The following is a 21,380-nucleotide window of genomic DNA, read 5'->3' as shown; positions in this document are numbered from 1 at the left end:
AAAAAAAGTCCTATAATCAGTACTGATATTATTTTCCTGAATGAGTAGGCTCTCATACTTTCTTCCCCTTCCTATCTGTGCAAAAGTCATAGACGACTTTCTCTTCCTTATTCGACATGAAAGGAGATTGTTCCTGCCCGAAAAACAGACCTTATCACCTGCAAATCTCCGCGTATGAAAAAAATCCTCTAGTCAACCTTAAATGGTGAACTAGAGGACTTATTTGGAGTGCTGCTGTCCAGGATTTTTTCTCTGACCACGTCTTCTCATCCGCTTTACGTGCAAGTTGTGCAAGTTGGGGACGGTTCTTGACTTGCATGACTTGCATTCATGATGCACTTTGCAAGTCGTACAAGTCAGGGACTGCTCTTAACTTGCATTATGGTCTATGGCTTCTGAACTTCGACCTCCGAATCAATCAGATGTATGGTCGGTCCTTCGATGCATCGTTCTATATCGTCCTGAATGCCGTGAACCATTATTTCATCTACAATTTCATTTGGCCGTCTCAAATGCCTAAGAACGCGGTAATCGAATATGGCAGGGACTTTTTCCGCCATTATTACCATGCTCCGTGGCTTACGAACCATCAGCCCCAGCATCTGACACGCAGCTTGAAGGGCGTTTCCTTTTTTGAAGGGTTCCGTTAGTTGATGGTATAAGTAGGAATCGGTTTGTCGTTTCAGGCGATTTTCTAAGGCTTGGATCACTTCTGGGCATTTTTCTATTAGTAGATATTCATGATCCTTGGCCTTCAGCTTGGTCAATAAAGATTGAGTGAGTTGAATTAAGCATTCCGTTGATCTTTGTCTGTGCGCGGTCAAGGAGTTGGCCCAAGCCCGACGTACATACAGGGGCTCCGAAGTAATAATCATATTTGCCCCATACAGTAGACATTCTAAGAGAAGAACGAAATCCTCCCCATAGGTAATTTCTTCTTGATAACTTAATCCGTTTTGCTTAAGGTAATCTCGCCGAAATAAGGGTTTTAAAGGTCCGAGGTCATATTCAACTACGTCAACCGCAGATGGATTCCACTTGTGAAACGAACGCTTCAGCTTTCCCAGGTGCGTTTCATTCCAAGGATTCTTCTCACCCTCAACATAATTTTGAATATCATCGGCCACTATATCTGCTTGATGCAGCATAGCCATTTTAAGCATTCTCTCCAGCCTGTTTTTCTCCCACCAGTCGTCTCCATCAAGGAGAGCAATCCATTCCCCTTGCGCGTTTTGGATGGCTACGTTGCGGGAATGGGACGGGCCGGAATTCTTCTTGCTGATGGTTAATTGAATCCTCGGATCCTTGATCGTCTTGATGATTTGCACGGTCTTATCCGTTGAAGCATCATCAACAACGATTAACTCAATATCTTGGATCGTTTGATCTAAGGCTGATCGCAGGGCTTGTCCAATATAATCTTGAACATTATAGGTGGGAATAACCACTGAAACAATAGGTTTCAAACGTCTATACCGTTAAAATGCGCCTTTCCCTGCGAAAACTACGAAAATTGTTTTCCACAGGATTTTTATATCTTGCCAAAAGCTCCAAGTACGAACATAGTCTAAGTCGTAGGCTAAGGTTTCTCCAAGAGTTAGCTCACTTCGCCCGTTTACTTGGGCTAATCCCGTGACACCGGGGAGGACATTAAGACGCTGACGCTGCTCACTCGTATAGAGCTTGGCTATTTCCGGAACCTCAGGACGGGGGCCGACTAAGCTCATATTTCCGATCAAAATATTAATAAGTTGAGGGAGCTCGTCTAGACTTGTTTTTCTGAGGAAATGGCCACTGCGAGTAATACGTGGGTCCTCTTTCTCCTGAAAAACAAAATTCTTCAGATCGTTAACGTTCTCTAGTTTGTCTTTCATCATGGCCTCTGCGTTCTGCACCATGGTTCGGAACTTATAAATCGTATAGAGTTTGCCCCTCTGCCCGACTCTAGTCTGCTTAAAGATCGCTGGTCCAGAGGAGTCGGATCGAATCCAGAGAACAACAAAAAGCCAGAGTGGAGATACTAGCACGAGGAGGGTTAAGGCTACCACAAAATCCAGTATCCGCTTCGCCACGAGTTGCCAACCGGAATATTCAAGCTCTTTACTGCCCGCGGACACAGAACTCTGACCCATCCGTATCTCCCCTTTCAAGCTTACTTAAGCGTTTCCGGTTAAACCTATTTTAAAACGATTCTCCAGCAAAGCCCAAGAGGCTTTGTTTGCAAAAAGTGAATGACTTGCGTAAGCAGCTAGCCAAACTTCGCATAAAACGGAAACGTAGGCGGGGGGGGGGATACGATGTACCCCACCGGCAGCCGAGACAGGGATGTCGAGTTGCCGGGAACCCCGCTGGAGTTGTAGTTTTAGGCGCTAGTTTGGCCTGCGAAACGCACGGAATGAACGGTTGCAAACAAAGCCTCGACCCCAGCGCTGCGTCACTTCCGGAAACGCTCCACCACTCGCCTTACCGCATCCACAACATCACTCGCGTCTTGCATCGTCATCTTTGGATACAGGGGCAAGGAAATTATGCGCTCAAAAATGCCCTCTGCAACAGGGAAATCTCCCTCTTTATATCCATAGGTGTCCCGATAATATGGATGCATGTGAACCGGAATAAAGTGAACACTCGTTCCGATATTTTCTTCTTTGAGTTGTTCGATAAAGGTTCCACGATCTATGGATAGTTTATCCAAATTCAACTTAATGATATACAAGTGCCAGGCATGTCTAGCATAATCCAGTTCAACAGGCGCTTCAAGCTCTGGCATCTTTCCAAACTCCGTATTATAATAGTCGGCAATTTCCTGCCGTATTCCTTGCATTCGTTCAAGCTTACTAAGTTGAGCTATTCCTAGCCCTGCCATAATATCGGACATATTGTCCTTATAGCCCGGAGAAAGAATTTCATAATACCATGAACCGGCTTCAGCATAGCGATTCCAAGCATTTCTGCTCATGCCGTGTGTGCTCATGATGCGCATTCGATTATACAGAGCTTCATCATCTGTCGTGATCATTCCGCCTTCACCGGTAACCAAATTTTTAGTCGCGTAGAATGAAAATGCCGTGGCATTTCCGATCGATCCAATCATTTTCCCTTTATATTGAGTGTAAACCGCATGGGCTGCGTCCTCTAGCACAAAAAGGTTATGTTCTCGGGCAATCGTCATGATTTCATCCATTTCACAAGACTGACCTGCCATATGGACAGGGATGATTGCTTTTGTCCGAGTCGTAATTTTTTCTCGAAGTTTCTTCGGATCAATATTCATGGTAATAGGATCAATATCCACAAATATCGGCTTAGCCCCTGTATGAATGACCACATTGGCGGAAGCAGCAAAGGTCATCGGAGTGGTCAAAACTTCGTCTCCCTCCCCGAGGCCCGCCGCCACAAGGGAAAGATGTAATGCGGCAGTACAAGAGTTCACTGCAACGGCATATTTTGCCCCTACATACTCAGCAAACCTTTGTTCAAACTCCATGGTTTTGGGACCCTTTGCAATCCAGCCTGATTTTAAACTGTCCACAACCCCGGCGATATCGTCATCTTCAATCAAGGGGACATTGTAGGGTAAGAACTCTTGACGTGTACACATTTTGCTTATTCCTCCATTTTGAAGCGCCTATTTTGCATCCTCAGACCCCTAAAGTAATTCTATTAACTCGTTTATCGTTAGATCTGCTTGTTCTAAAATACTCTTTAATGTCTTTATATCAACAATCGCTCCTGCATGAACCGGCACACAAACTAGACTTCCACCGGATCGTCGAAGGTAATGGTGACTTCCTCGTATATGTGAGATCCTAAAGTCCGCCCTCTTAAGCGCAGCTACAACATCCTTCCCCTCAACTCTGGGTATTCTGACCATAATCAGTAACTCACCTGCACTTCGTCCATTTCTACATCAGTTGAAGGGATAGGTAATCCTTCGATCACCAATGCTTCAAGAAAACCCTCAATTGCTTCCTGTACATGTTCGAGTGCTTCTCTTCGGTCAACGCCCTGCGTAACACAACCAGGAAGAGAAGGGACTGTGACAGTAAAGCCTCCACTTTCATTCTTCTCAAGAATTACCTTAAATCTTCTTTGCATTTAGAGAACCTCCTATAGTGGATTTGCTCTGAACTTATCCGACCTCCGGCTTCTGACTTCTGACTTTTGTTATATCCCTAGTTCTCTAAGCCAACGTTGAATGATTTCTGACCAGGCATAATTGTCTTCAACAAATTGTCGTCCTTTTCTGCCCATCTCCAAGCAGTTTGGGTTCCCCTTTAATTCGATAATCGCTCGCGCTAAATCTTCACTGTTTTCTGGTTCTACAATCACACCGCCACCTGAAGAAAGGATTAGTTCAACTGCCTCCCCTTCACCAGAATAGATCACCGGAACCGCCGAACCAAGTGCCGGGAACATTTTCGAGGGGCGCGCTCCCTCAAAGAGCTTATTTTTCTTCAAGGGTACAATACTTGCTGAGGACAAAGAGAAGTACCTCGGCATTTCCTGAACTGGTTGAAAATCCACAAAACTGACCTTGGATAATCCCTTTTCCTGTACGAGTGCCTCGAGCATCGGTTTCTCAGTACCATCGCCCACAAACAGGAATCGGACGTTTGCTTCATCTTTAAGTAATTCGGCTGTTCGAATGACGGATTCAAGACCCTGAGCATAGCCCATAGTGCCGGCGTAGATTAAGACAAAATCTTCCTCTTTAAGGCCCAGCTTCAGAGCCATTTCCTGATCTCGTTCACGAGGTGCAAATAGATCCAGGTTCACCCCGTTCGGTAGAAAGGTGACCTTTTCCTTGGGCACGCCTCGCTTCACCAACGAGTCACGAATCCCTTCTGTTTGGCAAGATATTTTCCAGGCTTTACGATAAAGTAGTCTCTCTAGCCCTTCTGCAGTCCTGATCATCCATTGGCTGTTGACGAGTCCCAAGGCAACGGCTGATTCTGGCCAGAGATCCGAAATATTCATAATAATACGTGTCCGAGTAAGCCACCCATAGATTAAGGCCGTGATTCCGAGAAAAAGTGGTGGAGACTCAAAAAATAGAATATCTTGTTTTCCTGCTTTGCTTAAGCCCCAGAATGAGGAGCCAACAAAGGAAAAATAATTAAGCAAGCGCTTCCAGAATCGTCCTCGTTGCACGGGATAAATCCAAGTCCGCCAAACTGGAATTCCCTCCACCTCATCCTTCATCCGCCAACGTCCTCGGTATTGCGGTGGAATCACGCCACTCGGATGATTAGGAAATGCAGTAACGACCGTTACCTGATGCCCATTTGATTGCAACCCTTTAGCGACTTCTTTGAGCCGAACCTGTGCAGCACCAGACTCTGGTGGAAAGTATTGTGTCAGCATTAAGATGCGCAATTAGACCTTACTCCTTCAAACCTACTTTTTTTACCTTAAAACTTTCCAGATCATACTTAGTTAAATATTATACAATATCTTTGTTCTTTAAATCCGGTCTTATCCTATAATAATCACTACATAAGATCCTTATTAGGCTTTGTCATAACTAGGATCGTTTAAGGAATTTTTTAATCGTTTCACCGTGTTTGGCATATACCGTTCGGCCAACTTTAGCAGCGATGGTCCGGTTCCGGTAAGCATAAAGATAATTTCGCTCCGTGCTGCCAAAACTCTTTTTGAATTTAGCAATACTGGGGATATTGGCCCCTACCATATCATAAAGCTGAATACCCAGAGCCTGAGCTCGTTTTAAGTACTCCCACTGAATGAGATTATTCGGCACGACTTTATTGTACTCTCGATCGGATACTCCGTCTAGGTAATAACTCACATTCCTGTCCCGAGGAAAGATTCCCCCTGCTATAATCTTGCCTTCATAACGAGCAAGTAAAACCACCAAATCTCCACTCGGATATAGGTTCTGCCAAAGGGATGTGAAGTATTCCTTGCTAAAGGGAGGTTCTTTCTCCTGACGATGGTAAACCCCACATGAGAGATCATAATACAGATCCAGCCACTCTTCAAGGGTTTGAGCTTCAACTACCTCGACCCCAGATTTCTCGGCTTTGCGTATGGCATTGCGGCATCGCACTTCCAGCCCCGCCCAAAGGGGTTCTAACTCGTTGGGAATCTGTAAATCTAAGGTGGTGAGTTGCTCCACAGTGTACCCGTTTTGTTCGAGGTCTTCTTTTCCCATTACTTCTGGAAGACCGAGTTCAAGATAGTCTAAACGGTTTTTTGAGGCGTACTCTTCGAGGGCCGATAATACATCGGCCATGGATACATCGCCCAATGGACCGCTGTGAGGGGTGGCCGCACCAGAGAGTGGGCTACCTGCTAATTTGAGCAGGCTCATTTTTCGCTCGACTAAAGGGAGTAAACCCTTCAGTGCTCCCATTTCGTCAAATAAACCCAGGCGGTTAACTCGTAAACCAAATCCCACTTCTATGATTTCTTGCCATTCCCAACGGTGGAAAAGTGACCCCAAAGGCATGCTCTTTTGAAAATCCTGCCAAGCTTCGCGCTCAACTGGCTGTAATTTTAGGCTCACGTTTTTTCTCACTCCCAACGTTATCGGCGATACTAAAGAGCATTCCCATGCTGATCCAGATCAGAGGATCCTCAAAAAAACGGGCTTCGGCTTGTGAGCTGATGAAAACTGTTGTAATCCATAGGAAATAACCCACACCGGTGATATACCGGTCAACTTCGTTTTCGTTTTCGTTTCCGCTTCCATTTCTACTTCCGTTTTCATTTCCGTTTTCATTTCTGTTTTTATTTTGGTTTTTACTTTGGTTTTTACTTCTGCTATGCTCGAGCCCACCCTTACGTAATCGCCAAAGTACCCGCATCAAAGCTAACCAGACCCAGGTCAGGGCAGCCAGTCCTATTAATCCCAGTTCTGCTGCAATCGTGAGCAGGGTTGTATGCGAGAGGGTTGCCCCCTCAACATCTGGGATCACTGTTTTCAAGTACAGGTATTGAGTTAAAAACATTTTCTGAAAGCCACCTAATCCTACCCCAACGACCGGATGATCTGTGAACATTGCCCAGGCCGCTTTCCAGAGATATTGCCTCTGGGCATCTAAAGCGCCAAATCCTTCCCGAAATGTCAGCAGACGCTGCCAAATGGTGGGGCGCATAGCCAAAATCACTGTTCCGATGAGTCCCAAGAACCCAATGGGCAGAATCATCTTTTTCCGTGGAATCAGCAGGAGCATAAGTACTAAGACCATCGCCAAAGTAAGAAGTCCGCTGCGGGAGAGTGTAATGGCTAACCCCCCCAGCAAACCCAAAAGGGATCCCATATAAATTATACGTTTCCGCACTTCGGTATTAAGGTATTGGAGAATTAAATTTGCTACAATCGCTAAAATTAGATACCGAGCAAAAATATTCGGATCGACAAAGGTCGCGTTAACACGGGCAATCATGCCCTCAGCCAAATATCCCCGCCAAATAAAATGGCGTGTCACACCTTCATAAAGGGCCAGTGGGACCATCGCCACCCCAACCCAATGTACAACTCGAAAAGGCCAGAGGATGTGTTTGCGTTCTGTAAGCAGGCCAATGCTAAGATAAAGGGAAAATAAGGTCAGCAATCGAACAACTTCAACGACTGTATTACTTCGATCGACGGAATAAAGGAAGCTCAAGGCACCGACTACAATATAAATCATAAGCGCTCGAGTTAAGTAATGAGTTAGGATTACTTTTAGTTCTCGGCGTTTTTCTGGTTCTATCCAAAGACACCTAAGGGCCGCCCCAATGATACCAAGGGTTAGAAGACGAGCGAGACTATTTATCTGAGAACCAAGCGGTCCCAAAGGAGGAAACCACTCAATAGAAATCTCTAAAGCGATCGCTCCTGCTAGTAACCAAATTAAGACTGCTGGCTTTTTCCAGCCCCAATAGAGTACTGTAGCTACACTAGCCAAGAAAAACAGCCATTTTAAGATGAGAAGCCCCATGTTAGCTCTCTCCTTCCACTTCAAGTGTAACTAAAGTTTGGACTGGAAAATCGATATAACCGTCTCCCGCCTCATAGGGAACGGAAGCCACCCGAACCTTATGAGGGTCGAGATGTAGGCGAATTCGAACGGGCGGGATCGTAGGTCTACGCTCTTGGTTTTGGTCTGAGTTTTGGTCCTGATTTGGGAGAGTACACGAAATCTGCCATTGTGTCCCTTGGATCTTAAGTTCGACCTTACACTGACGTCTTAAAGTAAACCAACGTAGAACATCTCTTGGTACGGCGATCCAGGCACCATCTGCCCTCCCCTGTTCAATCAAGCGTTCATAGACTTCTCCCCAATAACGGGGAGCGGTAAAACTCTGATTATGCCAGAGTAAACTTACTGCTCCACCCAAGCGCTTTGCCCAGTCCAAAATCGGTTTTGCCTTGTGAAAGGCATCCTCCCGATTTAAGTCAAGGTGCTCCTCTCCCAAAAGGGCACCGTCTTGGATATGGAGCGGAAGTTCCCAGAGAGTCTGGCAATTCAGCGGATGGTAGGGTTGCAGGGTTCCAGCACGAAAGCCGACAACTTCATTGAATCCAAACGTCGCATCATACAGGAATCTACCCTCTTCCAATACCTTAAAGGATTCTGGGGATTGAAAGTATAGCCAGTGCATTCGAACCCCAATCTCATCCCGTCTGGTCAGATTAGCGATACGGCTATGTTCGGCCCAGGCTGAAGGTTCGTTATGCCAAGCATCAATACCATGGACCCCTGCCTCCCATCCACCCTCTTCCAAGTGGTTGAGCAATTCTTTATAAGTACTCACGTCATAATACGACGCTCTGTTTGTCGGCGCACTTTCTATATCTCTGTCTTTGTCAGTCTCATTATCTTTGTCTTTATTTTTCCTTAATCGTTCCGGCAAAATACCCGGTTTCTCTGGAAAGGGCATAAAATAAAGACTCGACCGAACCCCTAAGCGTTTCTCCAGCTCGAGAAGCTTTGGCAGGGCCCGCTGCCAGACATCATGCCCAACTCCTAGCTTCGCCGCCCACGTTCTGGCCATTTCCCAAATCGTGCGGAAGTGTTCTGACGTCTGTACCTTTCCCCCTCGCCAGCGTTTCCAATTCAGAACCGAACTACGGTAGAAATATCCCAAAAAGGTGCGGGCAATAGGCATTTCCTTAAGGCTTAAGATATCGATGTCATGGGTTAACGTCATGGCATAGGAATATCCCCAGGGGATGGGCGGGAGTTCTATGTAATTTCTAACTTCCTGGCGTAAGACCTCACGAATTTCCTCGAGGATCAGATCGAAGGTAGGCTTGCTCACGTCCTTTTCGGTATACTCTCGACCATCCATAAGCAGGCGAGTCCCCTCCAGACCAAGATTAAATGCAAACGTCTTGATTCGAAGACCTGAGTTTTCTCCGCTTACCGGCCCACAGACCAAGATTAGAGTATTAGTCTTTAGTCCTCTTAAGCTGGAGAGGGAAATTCCATCAACTAAGATCGCCTTGTATTCGGAAAATGTCTCGCATTGTGAAACCACACCCCAGTCCACTCCCAAGAGACCCGCGATCTCTCTATAAACCGGCTTTAGGTGTTCTGAGACGAAAAACCCCACTTGTCCTGATCTTGATCCTTGTATCGTTTTTTGTGCTTCGCTCACGAAGCTCACCCTCTTTTCCCTTCCATGGCCGCCACGATCTCTGCACTGGCCCGACCGTTACCATAAAGATTTTCTAGATAAAGTGGCAAGGGTTGGTTGCGGTAATTCATGACTGCTCCCACAATCTCCTCCGGATTGGCGCCCGTAAGGGTATTCCAACCCGTATTCACGGTCTCTACCCATTCAGTTTCATCTCTTAGAGTCACACAAGGAACTTGCCATAGATACGCTTCTTTCTGGACACCTCCAGAGTCTGTCAGAATGAATTCCGCCTCTTTTTCTAAAAAAATCATTTCTAAATATCCCACAGGCTCTATAACATCAACATTCTTTGGTATCGTCAGATGGTGATCTTTGAGGAGTTTCTTAGTTCGTGGATGTAGAGGGAGCACAATCTGTCCCTCGATTTGGGCAAAAGCATGCATAATCCCCTGAAGCCGACTCGGATCATCCGTATTTTCGGCCCGATGCACGGTGGCTAAAAGGTAGGATTTCTTCGGATAACGAAGGTTCTTCTGAAGACTTCGTTCCTCTGCCCGCCGAGCATGGTAGTAAAGGGCATCCGCCATAACATCTCCGGTCCGTACTACCCCTTGAGTTAGGCCTTCCAGACTGAGATTTTTCACGGCCTGATCAGTCGGGCAAAACATCAGAGTTGAGATATGATCTGTCAGCACTCGGTTCACTTCTTCTGGCATCTGACGATTATAACTCCTCAACCCCGCTTCAACATGAGCAATCGGAATATGCAGCTTTGCTGCGGCCAAAGCACCTGCCAAGGTGGAATTTGTGTCTCCATAGACGAGAACCCAATCGGGTTTTTCCTTCAGGAGTATCTCTTCTACTCTAGTTAACATTTCTCCCGTTTGAGCACCATGCTGTTTTGAACCAACCCCTAGAAAGTAATCGGGCTTGGGAATTCCTAATTCTTCGAAGAACACATCCGACATTTGGTAATCGTAATGTTGACCAGTATGGATTATTTTCTCCTCATGGTTTTTCCGTAAAGCCTCTGAAAGCGGCGCGGCTTTTATAAATTGAGGTCTTGCACCCAGGACGGTAATCACCTTCATGCTTCTTGCTCCTTGTATATCGAATTAGTTAATTGCCTAGCTATCAACACAACCCATTTTCACGATTTTATGCGACTCGTGACCTTTTAGCAAGTAAAGTGGAGTGGGACAACTGACCTGTCCCCTCGTCCCTTGCCTCTAACTCCTCGGTTTTAACCGACTTGTCACCTGGCGGACGAGATACCCACCAATGCGTCGAAAATCATTATCGAGACTGATCAGGATTATTAAATATAAGGTTCCGGCAATGGCCGCTGATGTTAAAGGGTGAAGATGACGAAGGAAATAGGCAGTGAGGCCCATAGCCAGTGAGGCTAAGAGAACGATAGGAAGTTGTTTGAAGGTTTGAAGTTTATAAACGTAACGCCGAACAACCCAGTAGAACGCAACGTAGACATACAATTCGGTGATCAATGTCGCTACGCTCGCTCCATATATCCCATAGCGAGGAATTGCATATAGATTAATCACGATATTTATTAAAGCGGCACTACCCTGAATCTTTGCACGGGTCCATTGCCGATCTGTGGTTGTCAACACATCCCCCAGGGAGAAACTCAGGCATTCCAGAGCAAAAAACCAACTTAGAATCATCATGATCGGAACAGACTCTGGAAAACGACCGTTATAAAGCCAGGTCAACAATGGATCTGCTAAAACAAACAGTAGAACACTCCCGGGAATTCCAACTGCACTTAAGACTTTAAAAATCTTTTCGATGGTTCCTCGATGTTTTTCCTTACTTTCCACTCCGAGCTGGAATAGAATTGGGTAAAGTACGCTCGTTAAAATCCCCGGTATAAACAAGAGAATTGCAATTAAGCGATAGGCTGCCGAATAAATCCCAACCTCTACTGGGGGACGCATTAAGGAAAGCAAGAATATATTGATCTGGAAATAAACAAATAAAAATATGACTGCAATCCCGTAAGGAAAGCCAGCCTTGAGCATACCCGCTAGGCGGGAGAGGTCAAACTCAAGTCGAATATGACGCCGTAGGTGGACATATAAAAAAAAGGAAATTAAAATCGCTGTTGTTAATTGAGCAACGGTGATCAGCAGTACATTTCCCTGTTTAACCACAACCAAAATTGTTATAGCACCAATGAGAAATGTCGAAGCGAACTGATACAGGGCTGCGAAATACATTTGTTGTTTTGCTTGAAAGTAGTTATAGACGGTTGCGTCTAAGGCATTCAACCCACTGGCTAGACCAAGGACCATGATCATCCCTCGAATTGACTCGTTATAGCCTGCTGGATACATTAGAGCCAGCATAAGCGCATAGATCGCCAGCGAAGTAATCACCTTAAATAAGAGTGTATTTCCGAGATAAAGCGGTAAAACACGTTCATCCCGAGAACCCTCTTGAACCATATAGTTACTTAATCCAAAATCCGCAAAGAGGATAAACGTACTGACAAAGGCGAGGGCAGCGCTGTACTCTCCGAATATTTCTGGTCCTAGATAACGAGCGACTGAGATTCCCACTACAGCGGAAATCGCTTTGGAAAGCACACTAGCCACACTTAATGCGGCAGCATTCTTAAGGACTAAACGAAGTTCCACCGGAGTCCTCCCTTCTATCGAGTCATGATCTCCTCATAGATCTTTAAGGTCTTCTGGGCATTGTATTCCCAAGTAAATTGGCGACTGACCAAGTCTTTGCCCCGGGTTCCCATCACCTTGGCTTGGCTTGGATTCCTAAGGAATTCCCGGATTGCCTCAGTAAGAGCCAAAACGTCCCTTGGCGGAACTGCCTTGCCCACTGATTCTTGGGCCAGGACCTCTGAGATCCCCTCTCCAGTTGTGCCAATAATCGGTTTGCCGTGAGCCATGGCCTCTAAATATACGACCCCAAAGGCTTCGTTCCAACTCGGCAAGATAAAGACTTCACACTGGGCCATTTCTTCCATGGCCTCATGATGGGGCAGACTTCCCAGGAACACGACATGGCTGTGTAATCCTAATTCCTTAGTTAGAGCTATCAGTTCAGCCCGTTCTGATCCGTCTCCCACAATTCGGTATTCTAAGTCTGGGAATTCGCGAATTAGCTCTGGCAGTGCCTTTATGACCACAGCATGCCCTTTATCCGGGCGCAGGAAACCGACCGTAAGCAGACGACGTCTCGACGTCTTTAGTCCTTGCTCTAATCCCTGCTCCGAATAGGTTCCTTGAAGTTCTGATCCCTGCAGATCTAGGCCCTGCAGTTCTAAGGGCTTAACTACGTCTTGTAAATCCACGCCATTATAGATAATCCTATATTTCTCAAGTTGCCCCGCCCAAGTTTCCAGTGCATATTGGCTTCTGAGTTTTTGGCTGACTAGGATAACTGCCGCTGCGCCTTTGAGCGTTGTTCGGACACTCTTAGCACAAGTTCGACTACGGTTCAAGGTGTACGCGAAATCTTGACCATGGATTGTAACGACTACTGGGATATTATACTTCAATCCGAAGCTCAGAGCCGCAGCACCATCGGGGTGAGCGACATGGGCATGAATAATATCCACACCTCGTCTGATTTGGTCAGTAAAAACTCTTTGTAGCCCATAAGCATAAGTCTGGGGGTAGTACTCAAAAAATAAAGACCGAGGGAATTCTATCACACGGGGGTGGAATACCGGGAATCCATCGGGTTGCTCCTTAAAGGGAACCCAGGGATAACCTCCCCATTTTCCTCGTCCAGCCATAAATCTTGGCATCCAGGGCACTGGAGCTACGACGTTCACTTCTACCCCAAGACGCGCCAAAGCTCTAGCCTGCTGGCGCACAAAAATTCCACCTAGGGGGCTAACTGAATTTGGATACATGTGAGAAAGCATTAAAACGCGCATCTTAATGATCCGCCTTTATAAGGATTCGCTGATAGAGTTCTAAGAGTTTGCTTTGTTCTTTTTCCCAAGTATATTCCCGGTGAAAAGCATCCCAACCCTTTTGCCCCAAGTCCAAGGCTTTTTGGGGGTCCTCTAAGAAGGTACAAATATCCTTGGCTAAATTTTCCGGATCTCCAGGTTTTGTTAATAAACCGCATTGGTTCTTGTCGATAATCTCTTCGATATAGCCAAAGCGTGAGCCAATCACGGGAAGACCTGCTGCCATATACTCAAGCAGTTTAACAGGGATCGCCTTTTGATAATTAAGAGTGGGAAGTAAAGGAACAAGAGCAATAGAACTCTGGGCCAAAATTTCAGGCACCTGCTCATAGGGGACTTTACCCCTCAATCTTACATTTCCCTGCTTCAACCAAGGATTGAGATCCGAGAATTCCGGACCTAAATCCGCGGAATCCACCGGACCAACAAGTTCACAAATTGCTTCAGGGTGTTTTTCCCTCACACTAGTCATAGCACGTAAGATGACTTCCAGACCCCGCTCTCGGTTAATTCCCCCGAGATATAAGATGACCGGTGGTTTTACGTTTACAGGACGCGGAAAATCAAACTGACGCTGAAGCGGATAGTTATGCAGGATCTCTCCTTCAGGGTTAACCCGCTGGAAAAGCTCAGCCATGTTGCTATTAACTGTAATGACCGCGGCAAAGGATCGTGCCGACCATTTTTCGAACTGATCCACAGCCCGCGCCACAAGCTTTCTGAATGGCTTAGGCACCCAATAACGCGTCAAAAGACTATCCCCATAATATTCATGGACATCATAAATAACCGGCTTCCGATGCTTACGACTAAGCCTTAAGGCCACAGGGATTAAATCTGGATCATGAAAATGATAGATATCGGCCTTTTCCTGAAGCGCAAGCTTGTAGAGAGCTTTCAGACGCCAAATTCGATCCATCCGAGAGGAGAGAGGAGGCACTGCCTCAATGCGAATGCCTTCCTTTAGTTCAGATTTCTCATAAGGGGCTATAATGACAACTTCGTAGCCCGCTTCGACTAAACTTTTGGCTTCCTTATGAAAAATGCGCTCATCATAGGGAGAATGTGCTGTCGTTAAGATACAGACTTTCAATCTCTTTCCTCTTCTGTTCTGTAGATTATGCCCATATATAGAGCAACCAGAGTCATCAATTGCAGGTTATAGAAGGCCCCTGCAGTAATATTATAGACAAATATTGCCAGGATTGATGCTACAAAGGCAATGGACAGGAGAATTTTATTTTCCCGTATCCCTGGTTCAAATCCGTAAAAATTAAAGGATCTTATCTTCCGCAGGGCTGCTTTAACAGGTCGGAGAAATAGCCAGAGATATATAGCCAAACCGATAACCCCATAGCGCCGGGTCACCAAAGCATATTCATTATCTACCAGCGTGGTCATCGTATCCTTAGCTGTACCCCAACCTAAGATAGGGGATTGCTTGATAAATTCAATGGCATCTCCAGCTCTCATGAGGTGCCCTTGGGCAGATGTACTCTTTTCAAGATTTGTTGCCTCATTCATTCGAGACACAAAGTCCCTGGGAGAGGTGAAAAACAAGGTTAACGTTAGGAGCAGTAAGACCAGGATTTTAACGAGGACACCCTTTTTCCAGTTGAATTTAAACGTGGCCCAGACACTTAGAAAGACGAGTACCGTTGCCGTCGCTAAGAGAGCTGTTCGAGAAATGGTCATAAATGTAAGTTTCAAGGTCAAACCAATCGCCACAAAAAGAATCACTGACTGGAGGCGCTCGTTTCTCCGGAAATAAAACCAGGTCACAAATAATGTCATCATCAGAACTGACGTGATGCCCATGACATTCGGGTTATCAAACGTTCCTAAAACGCGAGGAGGATTAGCATTCACAAGATTATCCAAGTGGGCCTGGGCAAAGAAAGGTGTTAGCCACTCATTGACATTGGCCAGATTAAGAAATTGCCCCCACGAAAGTAACAGTATAAAACCCAACCCTACGAGAAACGTGTTGCGGAGGGCCTCGAATTCAGCTCCTTGTATCCTCAGGGAAACTGCTAGCGTAATTATCAAATAATACTTGAAGAGTGTGACCCCTTCCATGACATCCCGTATGCCGAAGGACCCGTTTAAAAACAGCACGGCATAAAGGTTCGAAATTACGATAGACGCAAAGAATAGTAAAAATACTATGGTTACTGCTCTTAAACCACTTCTCTCACCCTCATGCTCCGACCCATAATCATACAAGTAATTGCTGGAACGACGTGTTAAGCGCAGGAGCAGATTGAGAGCAAATGCCCCAAAGATTAGCGCATCATCCAAACGAATACGCGGCAAACTCGGACGAATTTCTAGCGAGGGAAGAAGCATAGCGGATAACATTATCCCGATAAGGAGAAACAATTTATTTATGTTCGCACGAGTAATCCCTGTGTTCCAAAACATTTTTAACCTCCTTATCTGTTAACCTTTAATGATGCTGGCAATCTCATGTTGTTGTTCAAGGCTCAATTCCGGATAACAAGGTATCGCAAGTGCTTGTTCACACGCTTTTTCCGTTACTGGGAAATCCCCTACTTTATATCCTAGGTCCCGGAAAGCCTTTTGTAAGTGGAGAGGCACGGGATAATAAATAGCATTGGCTACTCCACCAGATTTTAGGCGCTCCATAAGAGCACTACGTTCTTCGGTACGGAGGACATATAAATGATAGATAGGCAATGCTTGCGGATCTCGACCCGGTATCTGAATCCCTGTGTCGGCAAGAAGTTCATCATAGAGCTTGGCCTTTTCTCGGCGTTCTTCATTCCAAACGTCTAAATAACGCAACTTAACTCTTAATATAGCAGCTTGCATCTCATCAAGACGGCTATTGTAGCCGATTTCTTCATGATAGTACTTTGTTTTGCAACCATGAAAACGGAGCATCCGCAGTTGTGAGGCTAAGTCCTTATCATTCGTAACGATCATTCCTGCATCTCCGTAAGCCCCTAAATTTTTAGTAGGGAAAAAGCTGAAGGTTGCAGCATGACCGATAGAACCGGCTCTTTTGCCCCGATACTCTGCTCCAATCGCTTGAGCAGCGTCTTCAATAACTTTTAGATCGTGACGGGCAGCAATTTCCATGACCCGCTCAACATCTAACATCTGCCCGAAAATATGTACCGGAATAATCGCTTTAGTTCGAGAGGTTATTTTCTTCTCCAGCTGAGTTAAGTCCATATTCAAGGTCACTGGATCAATATCTACGAATACTGGAGTGGCCCCAACCTGAGCAATGGTTTCCGCTGAGGCAAAGAACGTAAACGGGGTAGTGATTACTTCATCCCCAGGGCCAATGCCAAAGGCTTTAAGGGTTAAAACCAAAGCATCCGTACCATTGGCCACCGCCACAGCTTCCTGGGTACCACAGTAAGCAGCAATTTCCTTTTCTAAGGCTTTCATTTCCGGACCGAGAATAAAGACCGATGAGTCTAGTACGTTAAGGACAGCCTGATCAATTTCTTCTTTTATCGTTAGGTATTGAGCCTTCAGATCTAAAAGTGGAATACTCATATTAATCTTCCCTTTCTCTACGGATTTATTAGGGGAGGAAGTTTCTTGGCCCGTTCGTGTGCAAGTTGGGGACGGTTCTTGACTTGCATTTTCAACTTGTATTCCATCTCACTCACTTTGTCTCCTGCGCTCATTTACAGAATTCCCTCTCTGTGCTCTTTAAGCAAAGAATCTTCCTGTCTTGCGTCTTGGGGAGCGAGGGGACAGTTTTCTTGCTTCCATCGCGAGGAACAATCTTTCCTGCATGTAAGTTGCAGGATCCATGAACCGCCCCAGTGACCCTATAGTAGCTCCTCTTTAGGCACCTCCCGAAGGTCTTTGGCTGGGAAACCTTTTAGGACTCGTTTTTCTATAGTGTCTTTAGTAACCAAGGCTCCTGCCGCTACAAAGGTTTCTGGGGCAACGTTAATACCCGGCAAAAGGATGGCCCCTCCACCGATACGAGCCCCGCGCTGAATTGTCGCACCCTTGATTGATTTGAAACGTTTTTCCGTACGCCCCATATAGTTATCATTGGTCGTCGTAACCATGGGAGCAATAAACACTCGTTCTTCAATCTCCATATAGGCTGTGATATACGAACCCGTCTGGATCTTTGTGTATGAGCCAATTTTTGTATCATTTTCTACTGCCACTCCGCTACCGATGACTACGTTCTGCCCGATCAAACATCTCTCCCGCACCACAGCGCCATCTCCGACAAAGGCCGCGTCAGCATAGTATGTCCCAGCGTAAAGAACAGCAGAACACCCGACTGTAAATCCATTCCCCATCCGAAGAGGAGGCAAATCCGCCTGAGCTTTGACGGTACTGGTAGCTGCAGCCTTGGGCAAACGACCGATCGAAGAGTTACTGCCGATAAAGCCGTCCTCTCCAAGCATGGCCTGAGGGTAAATTGTGGTGTGATCACCTATCCTGGTCCGAGCGCCAATTTCCGCTCGTGCACCAATACTAACATAGTTCCCCAGCTCACTGCCAGACCCAACCCTAGCGCCGTCGCCAAGGACACACCCGACGCCCAAGACCACATTTTCGCCGAGCACGACATTTTCTCCGAGCACGCAAAACGGCCCGATCGAAACGCTTGAAGGTACGGTTGCACTGGAGGGGATTAGATGATGAGTCATTATCTTTGCTCCTTTCAATAGCGGGGAGGATTTTGATTTACAACGTTCACTCCGTAAGCTGCGTAGACCAAACTAACGCGCAAAGCCGTCCGCTCCGACGAGTTCCCGGCAATTCGCCATCCCTGGCTCAGTTGCCGGTTGGAAACGTCCTTGTTTCCAACTCGTCTCCGCTGCCTGCTTTTCGCGAAGTTTGGTAGGCTACTCGCTTAAGTCGTTCTCTTTTGTAAATCAAAATCCTGTGATGCTCATGAGATCGAGAGACTTGCAAGCATCCTTTAGAAGGAGACTAGTAATATTAGCCAGCATCTCACGCTCTCGTAATCCTAGCCCAGAGAGTTGATTTACAGCAAGCGAGTCCTCTACGCGAGCAGTCAACCAAACTTAGGCCAACCTGCGCTTTCATCAGCGGGGCGGGATACAGGACGTATCCCGCGCCAACTGAGACAGGAGTCGAATTTGGCGGAACCCCGCCCACTTGCATTAGCAGGTTTGCCTTAGTTTGGTCTGCGAGCGTAGGGACGGAGCGGCTGTAACTCAACTCTCCGCGGCTTCGTTACTCTGCTACCATCGGAAACACAACCGGCGCCTTCGTCTCCTGGCACTTATAAATCGCCAAGATGATCTCTAAAGCCTTCCGTCCTTCTTCTCCTGCTATGGCAGGTTCCCGATCTTCTCGAATTGCATGGATTAAATCTAAAATAAGCTCTCTATGTCCAAAGCCGTACACGTTCGGAGGATCCCCTTCTTGGCTTTCGAAGATCTCTTTTTTCTCTTCTGCACTGTCCGGGAATTCCCAGACTTCGATTCTATTGACTGCGATTCCGCCGACGATGACGGAACCTGTCTCACCGAAGACATTGAGAGTCTCTTCAATGTTCGTGGGATAGATGGTTGAGGCAGCCTCAATGAGTCCGATGGCCCCATTTTTAAACTTGATAACGGCCGCTCCCATGTCTTCCATTTCAATTTTGCGCATAAAGGTCGCGGTATATCCAAAAACCGACTCTACAGGACCGAATGTCCACTGTAAAAGGTCGATGTTATGAATCGACTGATTCATTAAGACTCCACCATCATGGAGCTTCGTTCCACGCCAAGGTGCTTGGGTATAATAGTTATCATTGCGATTCCAGCGGACGGTAGCTTGTCCATGGGTTAATTTGCCGAAACGGCCATCCTCCACAGCCCTGCGGAGAAGTTTCACCGAGTCATTAAAACGATTCTGATGAATAACACCGAGTTTAACACCGGCTTTGCGGCAGGCGGCAATCATGGCGTCAGCGGTTTTCAAGGTCATGGCCATGGGCTTTTCGACTAAAACATGCTTACCTGCTTCAGCTGCAGCAATTCCGATTTCAGCATGGATCCCACTTGAAGTAGCGATGGTGACGACATCAATATCTGCTCTCTTTAACATTTCCATATAATCGGTATAGGGCTCTGCTCCGTATTTATCGGCAAAGTTTTGGGCTAGCTCTGGTACTATATCGCAAACTGCAACAAGTTCTGCTTCAGGAATTGCCAATATGGATTCCGCATGTTTCGGGGCAATCCGCCCGCACCCAATGATTGCAAACCGCATTTTCTTTTCTCCGTTCATCAATTCAAACCACTCTTTTCTTTGATTTAGATTTATAAGTAAATTATTTATGTTTCCCACTTAGTTAAGGTTCATTTCCTCACACAGAATTTGCTTTCTGCTCTACAAGTATAGGTTTAAGGGGAATCTGTCGATTCCCCTTAAACCTGAGTTACTATAGGCTACAATCGCCGGAAACTAATTGGTATTAGATTTTAACGATCTTCTCACGATTTTCCAAGACGCCTTTTGTAGCGTTCCGTGTATCCACCACAAGTTTAGCCTTATCAACAATGCGATCATAATCCACTGTGCTATGGTCGGTCAAAATCAATACACAGTCCGCGTTAGCTAAGACTTCATCTGTCAAGGGTACGCTCTTCATGAGGAGTGTGCTCCCACCATGCGGCTCAATGACTGGAATAAATGGGTCATGATAGGTAATCTTAGCCCCTTGTTTGCGCAGGAGTTCAATGATTTTTAAAGCGGGTGATTCTCTCATATCGTCAATATCTTTTTTGTAAGCTACACCAAGGACAAAGATTTCCGCATCCTTCAAACTCTTATTGACTTCATTCAAGGCTCTAACCACTTTATTAATCACAAAGTAAGAAACTTCCACATTGATTTCTCCCGCAAGCTCAATGAAGCGGGTATGGAAATCGTATTCACGCGCTTTCCAGGTAAGATAAAACGGATCGATGGGAATACAGTGACCACCTACTCCAGGACCAGGATAGAACGTCTGAATGCCAAAGGGTTTTGTACCGGCAGCTTCTACGACTTCCCAGATATCGATTCCCATCCGGTCACAAAGCATCATCAATTCGTTGACCATGGCGATGTTTACAGCCCGATAAGTATTTTCAAAGACTTTCGTTAATTCCGCAGCGGCAGGCGAAGAGACGGGCACCACATTCGAGATTGTTTGGATATAAAGTGCATACGCTATCTCTAAGCAGATCGGGGTCATCCCTCCCACTACTTTTGAGGTATTTTTCGTGCTAAAGCGTTTATTTCCTGGATCGACGCGTTCTGGTGAGAATGCGAGGAAAAAATCCTTGCCGACTTTAAGTCCCTTTTTTTCTAGGGAGGGAAGAATGACTTCCTCCGTGGTCCCAGGATAAGTCGTGCTTTCTAACGTAATCAACTGCCCCGGGCGCAGATATTTAGCGATCACATCTGTCGATGACTGAATGTACGATATATCTGGATCACGGGTGATTGTTAAAGGTGTGGGTACGCAAATGATTACAACGTCGCATTCAGTCAGACGAGAGAAATCCGTAGTAGCTACAAAGATACCACTCTGAATAATATCCTTAAGGTCTTCATCCTTGACATCACCGATATAGTTGTCTGCGGCATTTACTTGGTCAACACGTACTGAGTTAATGTCAAAACCTATGACTGGAAATCCGACTTTTCCTTTTTCTACAGCCAAAGGAAGTCCGACATACCCTAAACCGATAACCCCTATGCGTGCCTCATGCTTTTGAATTTTTTCTTTTAATGTTTTTGCTACAACATCGTCGCTAGTTATAACGTTCTTTACGGTCATCATCTTCTTGATTTCCTC

18 protein-coding genes are annotated in these 21,380 nt (G+C 46.0%); all 18 read right to left on the bottom strand.

The features are described from left to right. Positions 1 to 386 precede the first annotated feature (386 nt). On the bottom strand, positions 387 to 1,466 hold the full coding sequence (locus JL57_RS35995) for a glycosyltransferase family 2 protein (protein ID WP_291300792.1): 1,080 nt from the start codon (positions 1,464 to 1,466) through the stop codon (positions 387 to 389). A gap of 12 nt (positions 1,467 to 1,478) precedes the next feature. Then, positions 1,479 to 2,132, bottom strand: a complete 654-nt coding sequence (locus JL57_RS30610; protein ID WP_291300791.1) for a sugar transferase — start codon at positions 2,130 to 2,132, stop codon at positions 1,479 to 1,481. A 302-nt stretch (positions 2,133 to 2,434) separates the two neighbouring features. Further along, positions 2,435 to 3,601: a DegT/DnrJ/EryC1/StrS aminotransferase family protein gene (locus JL57_RS30605; RefSeq protein ID WP_034145649.1), complete on the bottom strand. Its 1,167-nt coding sequence runs from the start codon at positions 3,599 to 3,601 to the stop codon at positions 2,435 to 2,437. A gap of 48 nt (positions 3,602 to 3,649) precedes the next feature. After that, complete coding sequence (locus JL57_RS30600; RefSeq protein ID WP_034145648.1) at positions 3,650 to 3,874, bottom strand: type II toxin-antitoxin system HicA family toxin; 225 nt, start codon at positions 3,872 to 3,874, stop codon at positions 3,650 to 3,652. A gap of 2 nt (positions 3,875 to 3,876) precedes the next feature. Further along, positions 3,877 to 4,098, bottom strand: a complete 222-nt coding sequence (locus JL57_RS30595) for a type II toxin-antitoxin system HicB family antitoxin (protein WP_034145647.1) — start codon at positions 4,096 to 4,098, stop codon at positions 3,877 to 3,879. A 69-nt stretch (positions 4,099 to 4,167) separates the two neighbouring features. Then, complete coding sequence (locus tag JL57_RS30590) at positions 4,168 to 5,379, bottom strand: glycosyltransferase family 4 protein (RefSeq protein WP_034145646.1); 1,212 nt, start codon at positions 5,377 to 5,379, stop codon at positions 4,168 to 4,170. 148 nt (positions 5,380 to 5,527) lie between these two features. Continuing rightward, the gene (locus JL57_RS30585) at positions 5,528 to 6,532 is read right to left on the bottom strand and encodes a GNAT family N-acetyltransferase (RefSeq protein WP_034145645.1); all 1,005 of its coding nucleotides are present in this window, start codon (positions 6,530 to 6,532) and stop codon (positions 5,528 to 5,530) included. Continuing rightward, positions 6,507 to 7,952 carry an O-antigen ligase gene (locus JL57_RS30580; RefSeq protein WP_291300790.1) on the bottom strand — a complete coding sequence of 482 codons (1,446 nt, stop codon included), beginning with the start codon at positions 7,950 to 7,952 and terminating at the stop codon, positions 6,507 to 6,509. Before JL57_RS30580 ends, JL57_RS30585 begins: the two co-directional genes overlap by 26 nt. A gap of 1 nt (position 7,953) precedes the next feature. Beyond that, complete coding sequence (locus tag JL57_RS30575; RefSeq protein WP_034145644.1) at positions 7,954 to 9,615, bottom strand: hypothetical protein; 1,662 nt, start codon at positions 9,613 to 9,615, stop codon at positions 7,954 to 7,956. Between the two features lie 5 nt (positions 9,616 to 9,620). Then, positions 9,621 to 10,688, bottom strand: a complete 1,068-nt coding sequence (gene wecB, locus JL57_RS30570; RefSeq protein WP_034145643.1) for a non-hydrolyzing UDP-N-acetylglucosamine 2-epimerase — start codon at positions 10,686 to 10,688, stop codon at positions 9,621 to 9,623. A 138-nt stretch (positions 10,689 to 10,826) separates the two neighbouring features. Then, positions 10,827 to 12,257 carry a flippase gene (locus JL57_RS30565; protein ID WP_034145642.1) on the bottom strand — a complete coding sequence of 477 codons (1,431 nt, stop codon included), beginning with the start codon at positions 12,255 to 12,257 and terminating at the stop codon, positions 10,827 to 10,829. Between the two features lie 14 nt (positions 12,258 to 12,271). Further along, the gene (locus JL57_RS30560) at positions 12,272 to 13,522 is read right to left on the bottom strand and encodes a glycosyltransferase (RefSeq protein ID WP_034145641.1); all 1,251 of its coding nucleotides are present in this window, start codon (positions 13,520 to 13,522) and stop codon (positions 12,272 to 12,274) included. A gap of 1 nt (position 13,523) precedes the next feature. Further along, on the bottom strand, positions 13,524 to 14,654 hold the full coding sequence (locus JL57_RS30555; RefSeq protein ID WP_034145640.1) for a glycosyltransferase family 4 protein: 1,131 nt from the start codon (positions 14,652 to 14,654) through the stop codon (positions 13,524 to 13,526). After that, complete coding sequence (locus JL57_RS30550; RefSeq protein ID WP_034145639.1) at positions 14,651 to 15,985, bottom strand: O-antigen ligase; 1,335 nt, start codon at positions 15,983 to 15,985, stop codon at positions 14,651 to 14,653. The genes JL57_RS30555 and JL57_RS30550 overlap by 4 nt, the downstream gene beginning before the upstream one ends. Before the next feature lie 18 nt (positions 15,986 to 16,003). Next, positions 16,004 to 17,095, bottom strand: a complete 1,092-nt coding sequence (locus JL57_RS30545; protein WP_034145638.1) for a DegT/DnrJ/EryC1/StrS aminotransferase family protein — start codon at positions 17,093 to 17,095, stop codon at positions 16,004 to 16,006. A 281-nt stretch (positions 17,096 to 17,376) separates the two neighbouring features. Beyond that, entirely contained in the window at positions 17,377 to 18,222 is an 846-nt protein-coding gene (locus tag JL57_RS30540) for an N-acetyltransferase (RefSeq protein ID WP_034145637.1), read from the bottom strand. A gap of 553 nt (positions 18,223 to 18,775) precedes the next feature. After that, positions 18,776 to 19,822 (bottom strand): Gfo/Idh/MocA family protein, encoded by a 1,047-nt coding sequence (locus tag JL57_RS30535; protein ID WP_034145636.1) that lies wholly within the window; start codon positions 19,820 to 19,822, stop codon positions 18,776 to 18,778. A gap of 187 nt (positions 19,823 to 20,009) precedes the next feature. Beyond that, positions 20,010 to 21,365: a nucleotide sugar dehydrogenase gene (locus tag JL57_RS30530; protein WP_034145635.1), complete on the bottom strand. Its 1,356-nt coding sequence runs from the start codon at positions 21,363 to 21,365 to the stop codon at positions 20,010 to 20,012. Between the last annotated feature and the right edge of the window lie 15 nt (positions 21,366 to 21,380).

The organism is Desulfosporosinus sp. BICA1-9 (genome assembly GCF_000802135.1).
The sequence above is the reverse complement of the archived record's forward strand: the minus strand, read 5'-3'. Positions and strand labels throughout refer to the sequence as shown.

Excerpts from the sequence above, each read along its gene's own strand:
- JL57_RS30610 (WP_291300791.1), bottom strand. The coding sequence starts at position 2,132 with ATGGGTCAGAGTTCTGTGTCCGCGGGCAGTAAAGAGCTTGAATATTCC.
- JL57_RS30605 (WP_034145649.1), bottom strand. The coding sequence starts at position 3,601 with ATGTGTACACGTCAAGAGTTCTTACCCTACAATGTCCCCTTGATTGAA.
- JL57_RS30600 (WP_034145648.1), bottom strand. The coding sequence starts at position 3,874 with ATGGTCAGAATACCCAGAGTTGAGGGGAAGGATGTTGTAGCTGCGCTT.
- JL57_RS30595 (WP_034145647.1), bottom strand. The coding sequence starts at position 4,098 with ATGCAAAGAAGATTTAAGGTAATTCTTGAGAAGAATGAAAGTGGAGGC.
- JL57_RS30580 (WP_291300790.1), bottom strand. The coding sequence starts at position 7,952 with ATGGGGCTTCTCATCTTAAAATGGCTGTTTTTCTTGGCTAGTGTAGCT.
- wecB (WP_034145643.1), bottom strand. The coding sequence starts at position 10,688 with ATGAAGGTGATTACCGTCCTGGGTGCAAGACCTCAATTTATAAAAGCC.
- JL57_RS30560 (WP_034145641.1), bottom strand. The coding sequence starts at position 13,522 with ATGCGCGTTTTAATGCTTTCTCACATGTATCCAAATTCAGTTAGCCCC.
- JL57_RS30550 (WP_034145639.1), bottom strand. The coding sequence starts at position 15,985 with ATGTTTTGGAACACAGGGATTACTCGTGCGAACATAAATAAATTGTTT.
- JL57_RS30545 (WP_034145638.1), bottom strand. The coding sequence starts at position 17,095 with ATGAGTATTCCACTTTTAGATCTGAAGGCTCAATACCTAACGATAAAA.
- JL57_RS30540 (WP_034145637.1), bottom strand. The coding sequence starts at position 18,222 with ATGACTCATCATCTAATCCCCTCCAGTGCAACCGTACCTTCAAGCGTT.
- JL57_RS30535 (WP_034145636.1), bottom strand. The coding sequence starts at position 19,822 with ATGAACGGAGAAAAGAAAATGCGGTTTGCAATCATTGGGTGCGGGCGG.
- JL57_RS30530 (WP_034145635.1), bottom strand. The coding sequence starts at position 21,365 with ATGATGACCGTAAAGAACGTTATAACTAGCGACGATGTTGTAGCAAAA.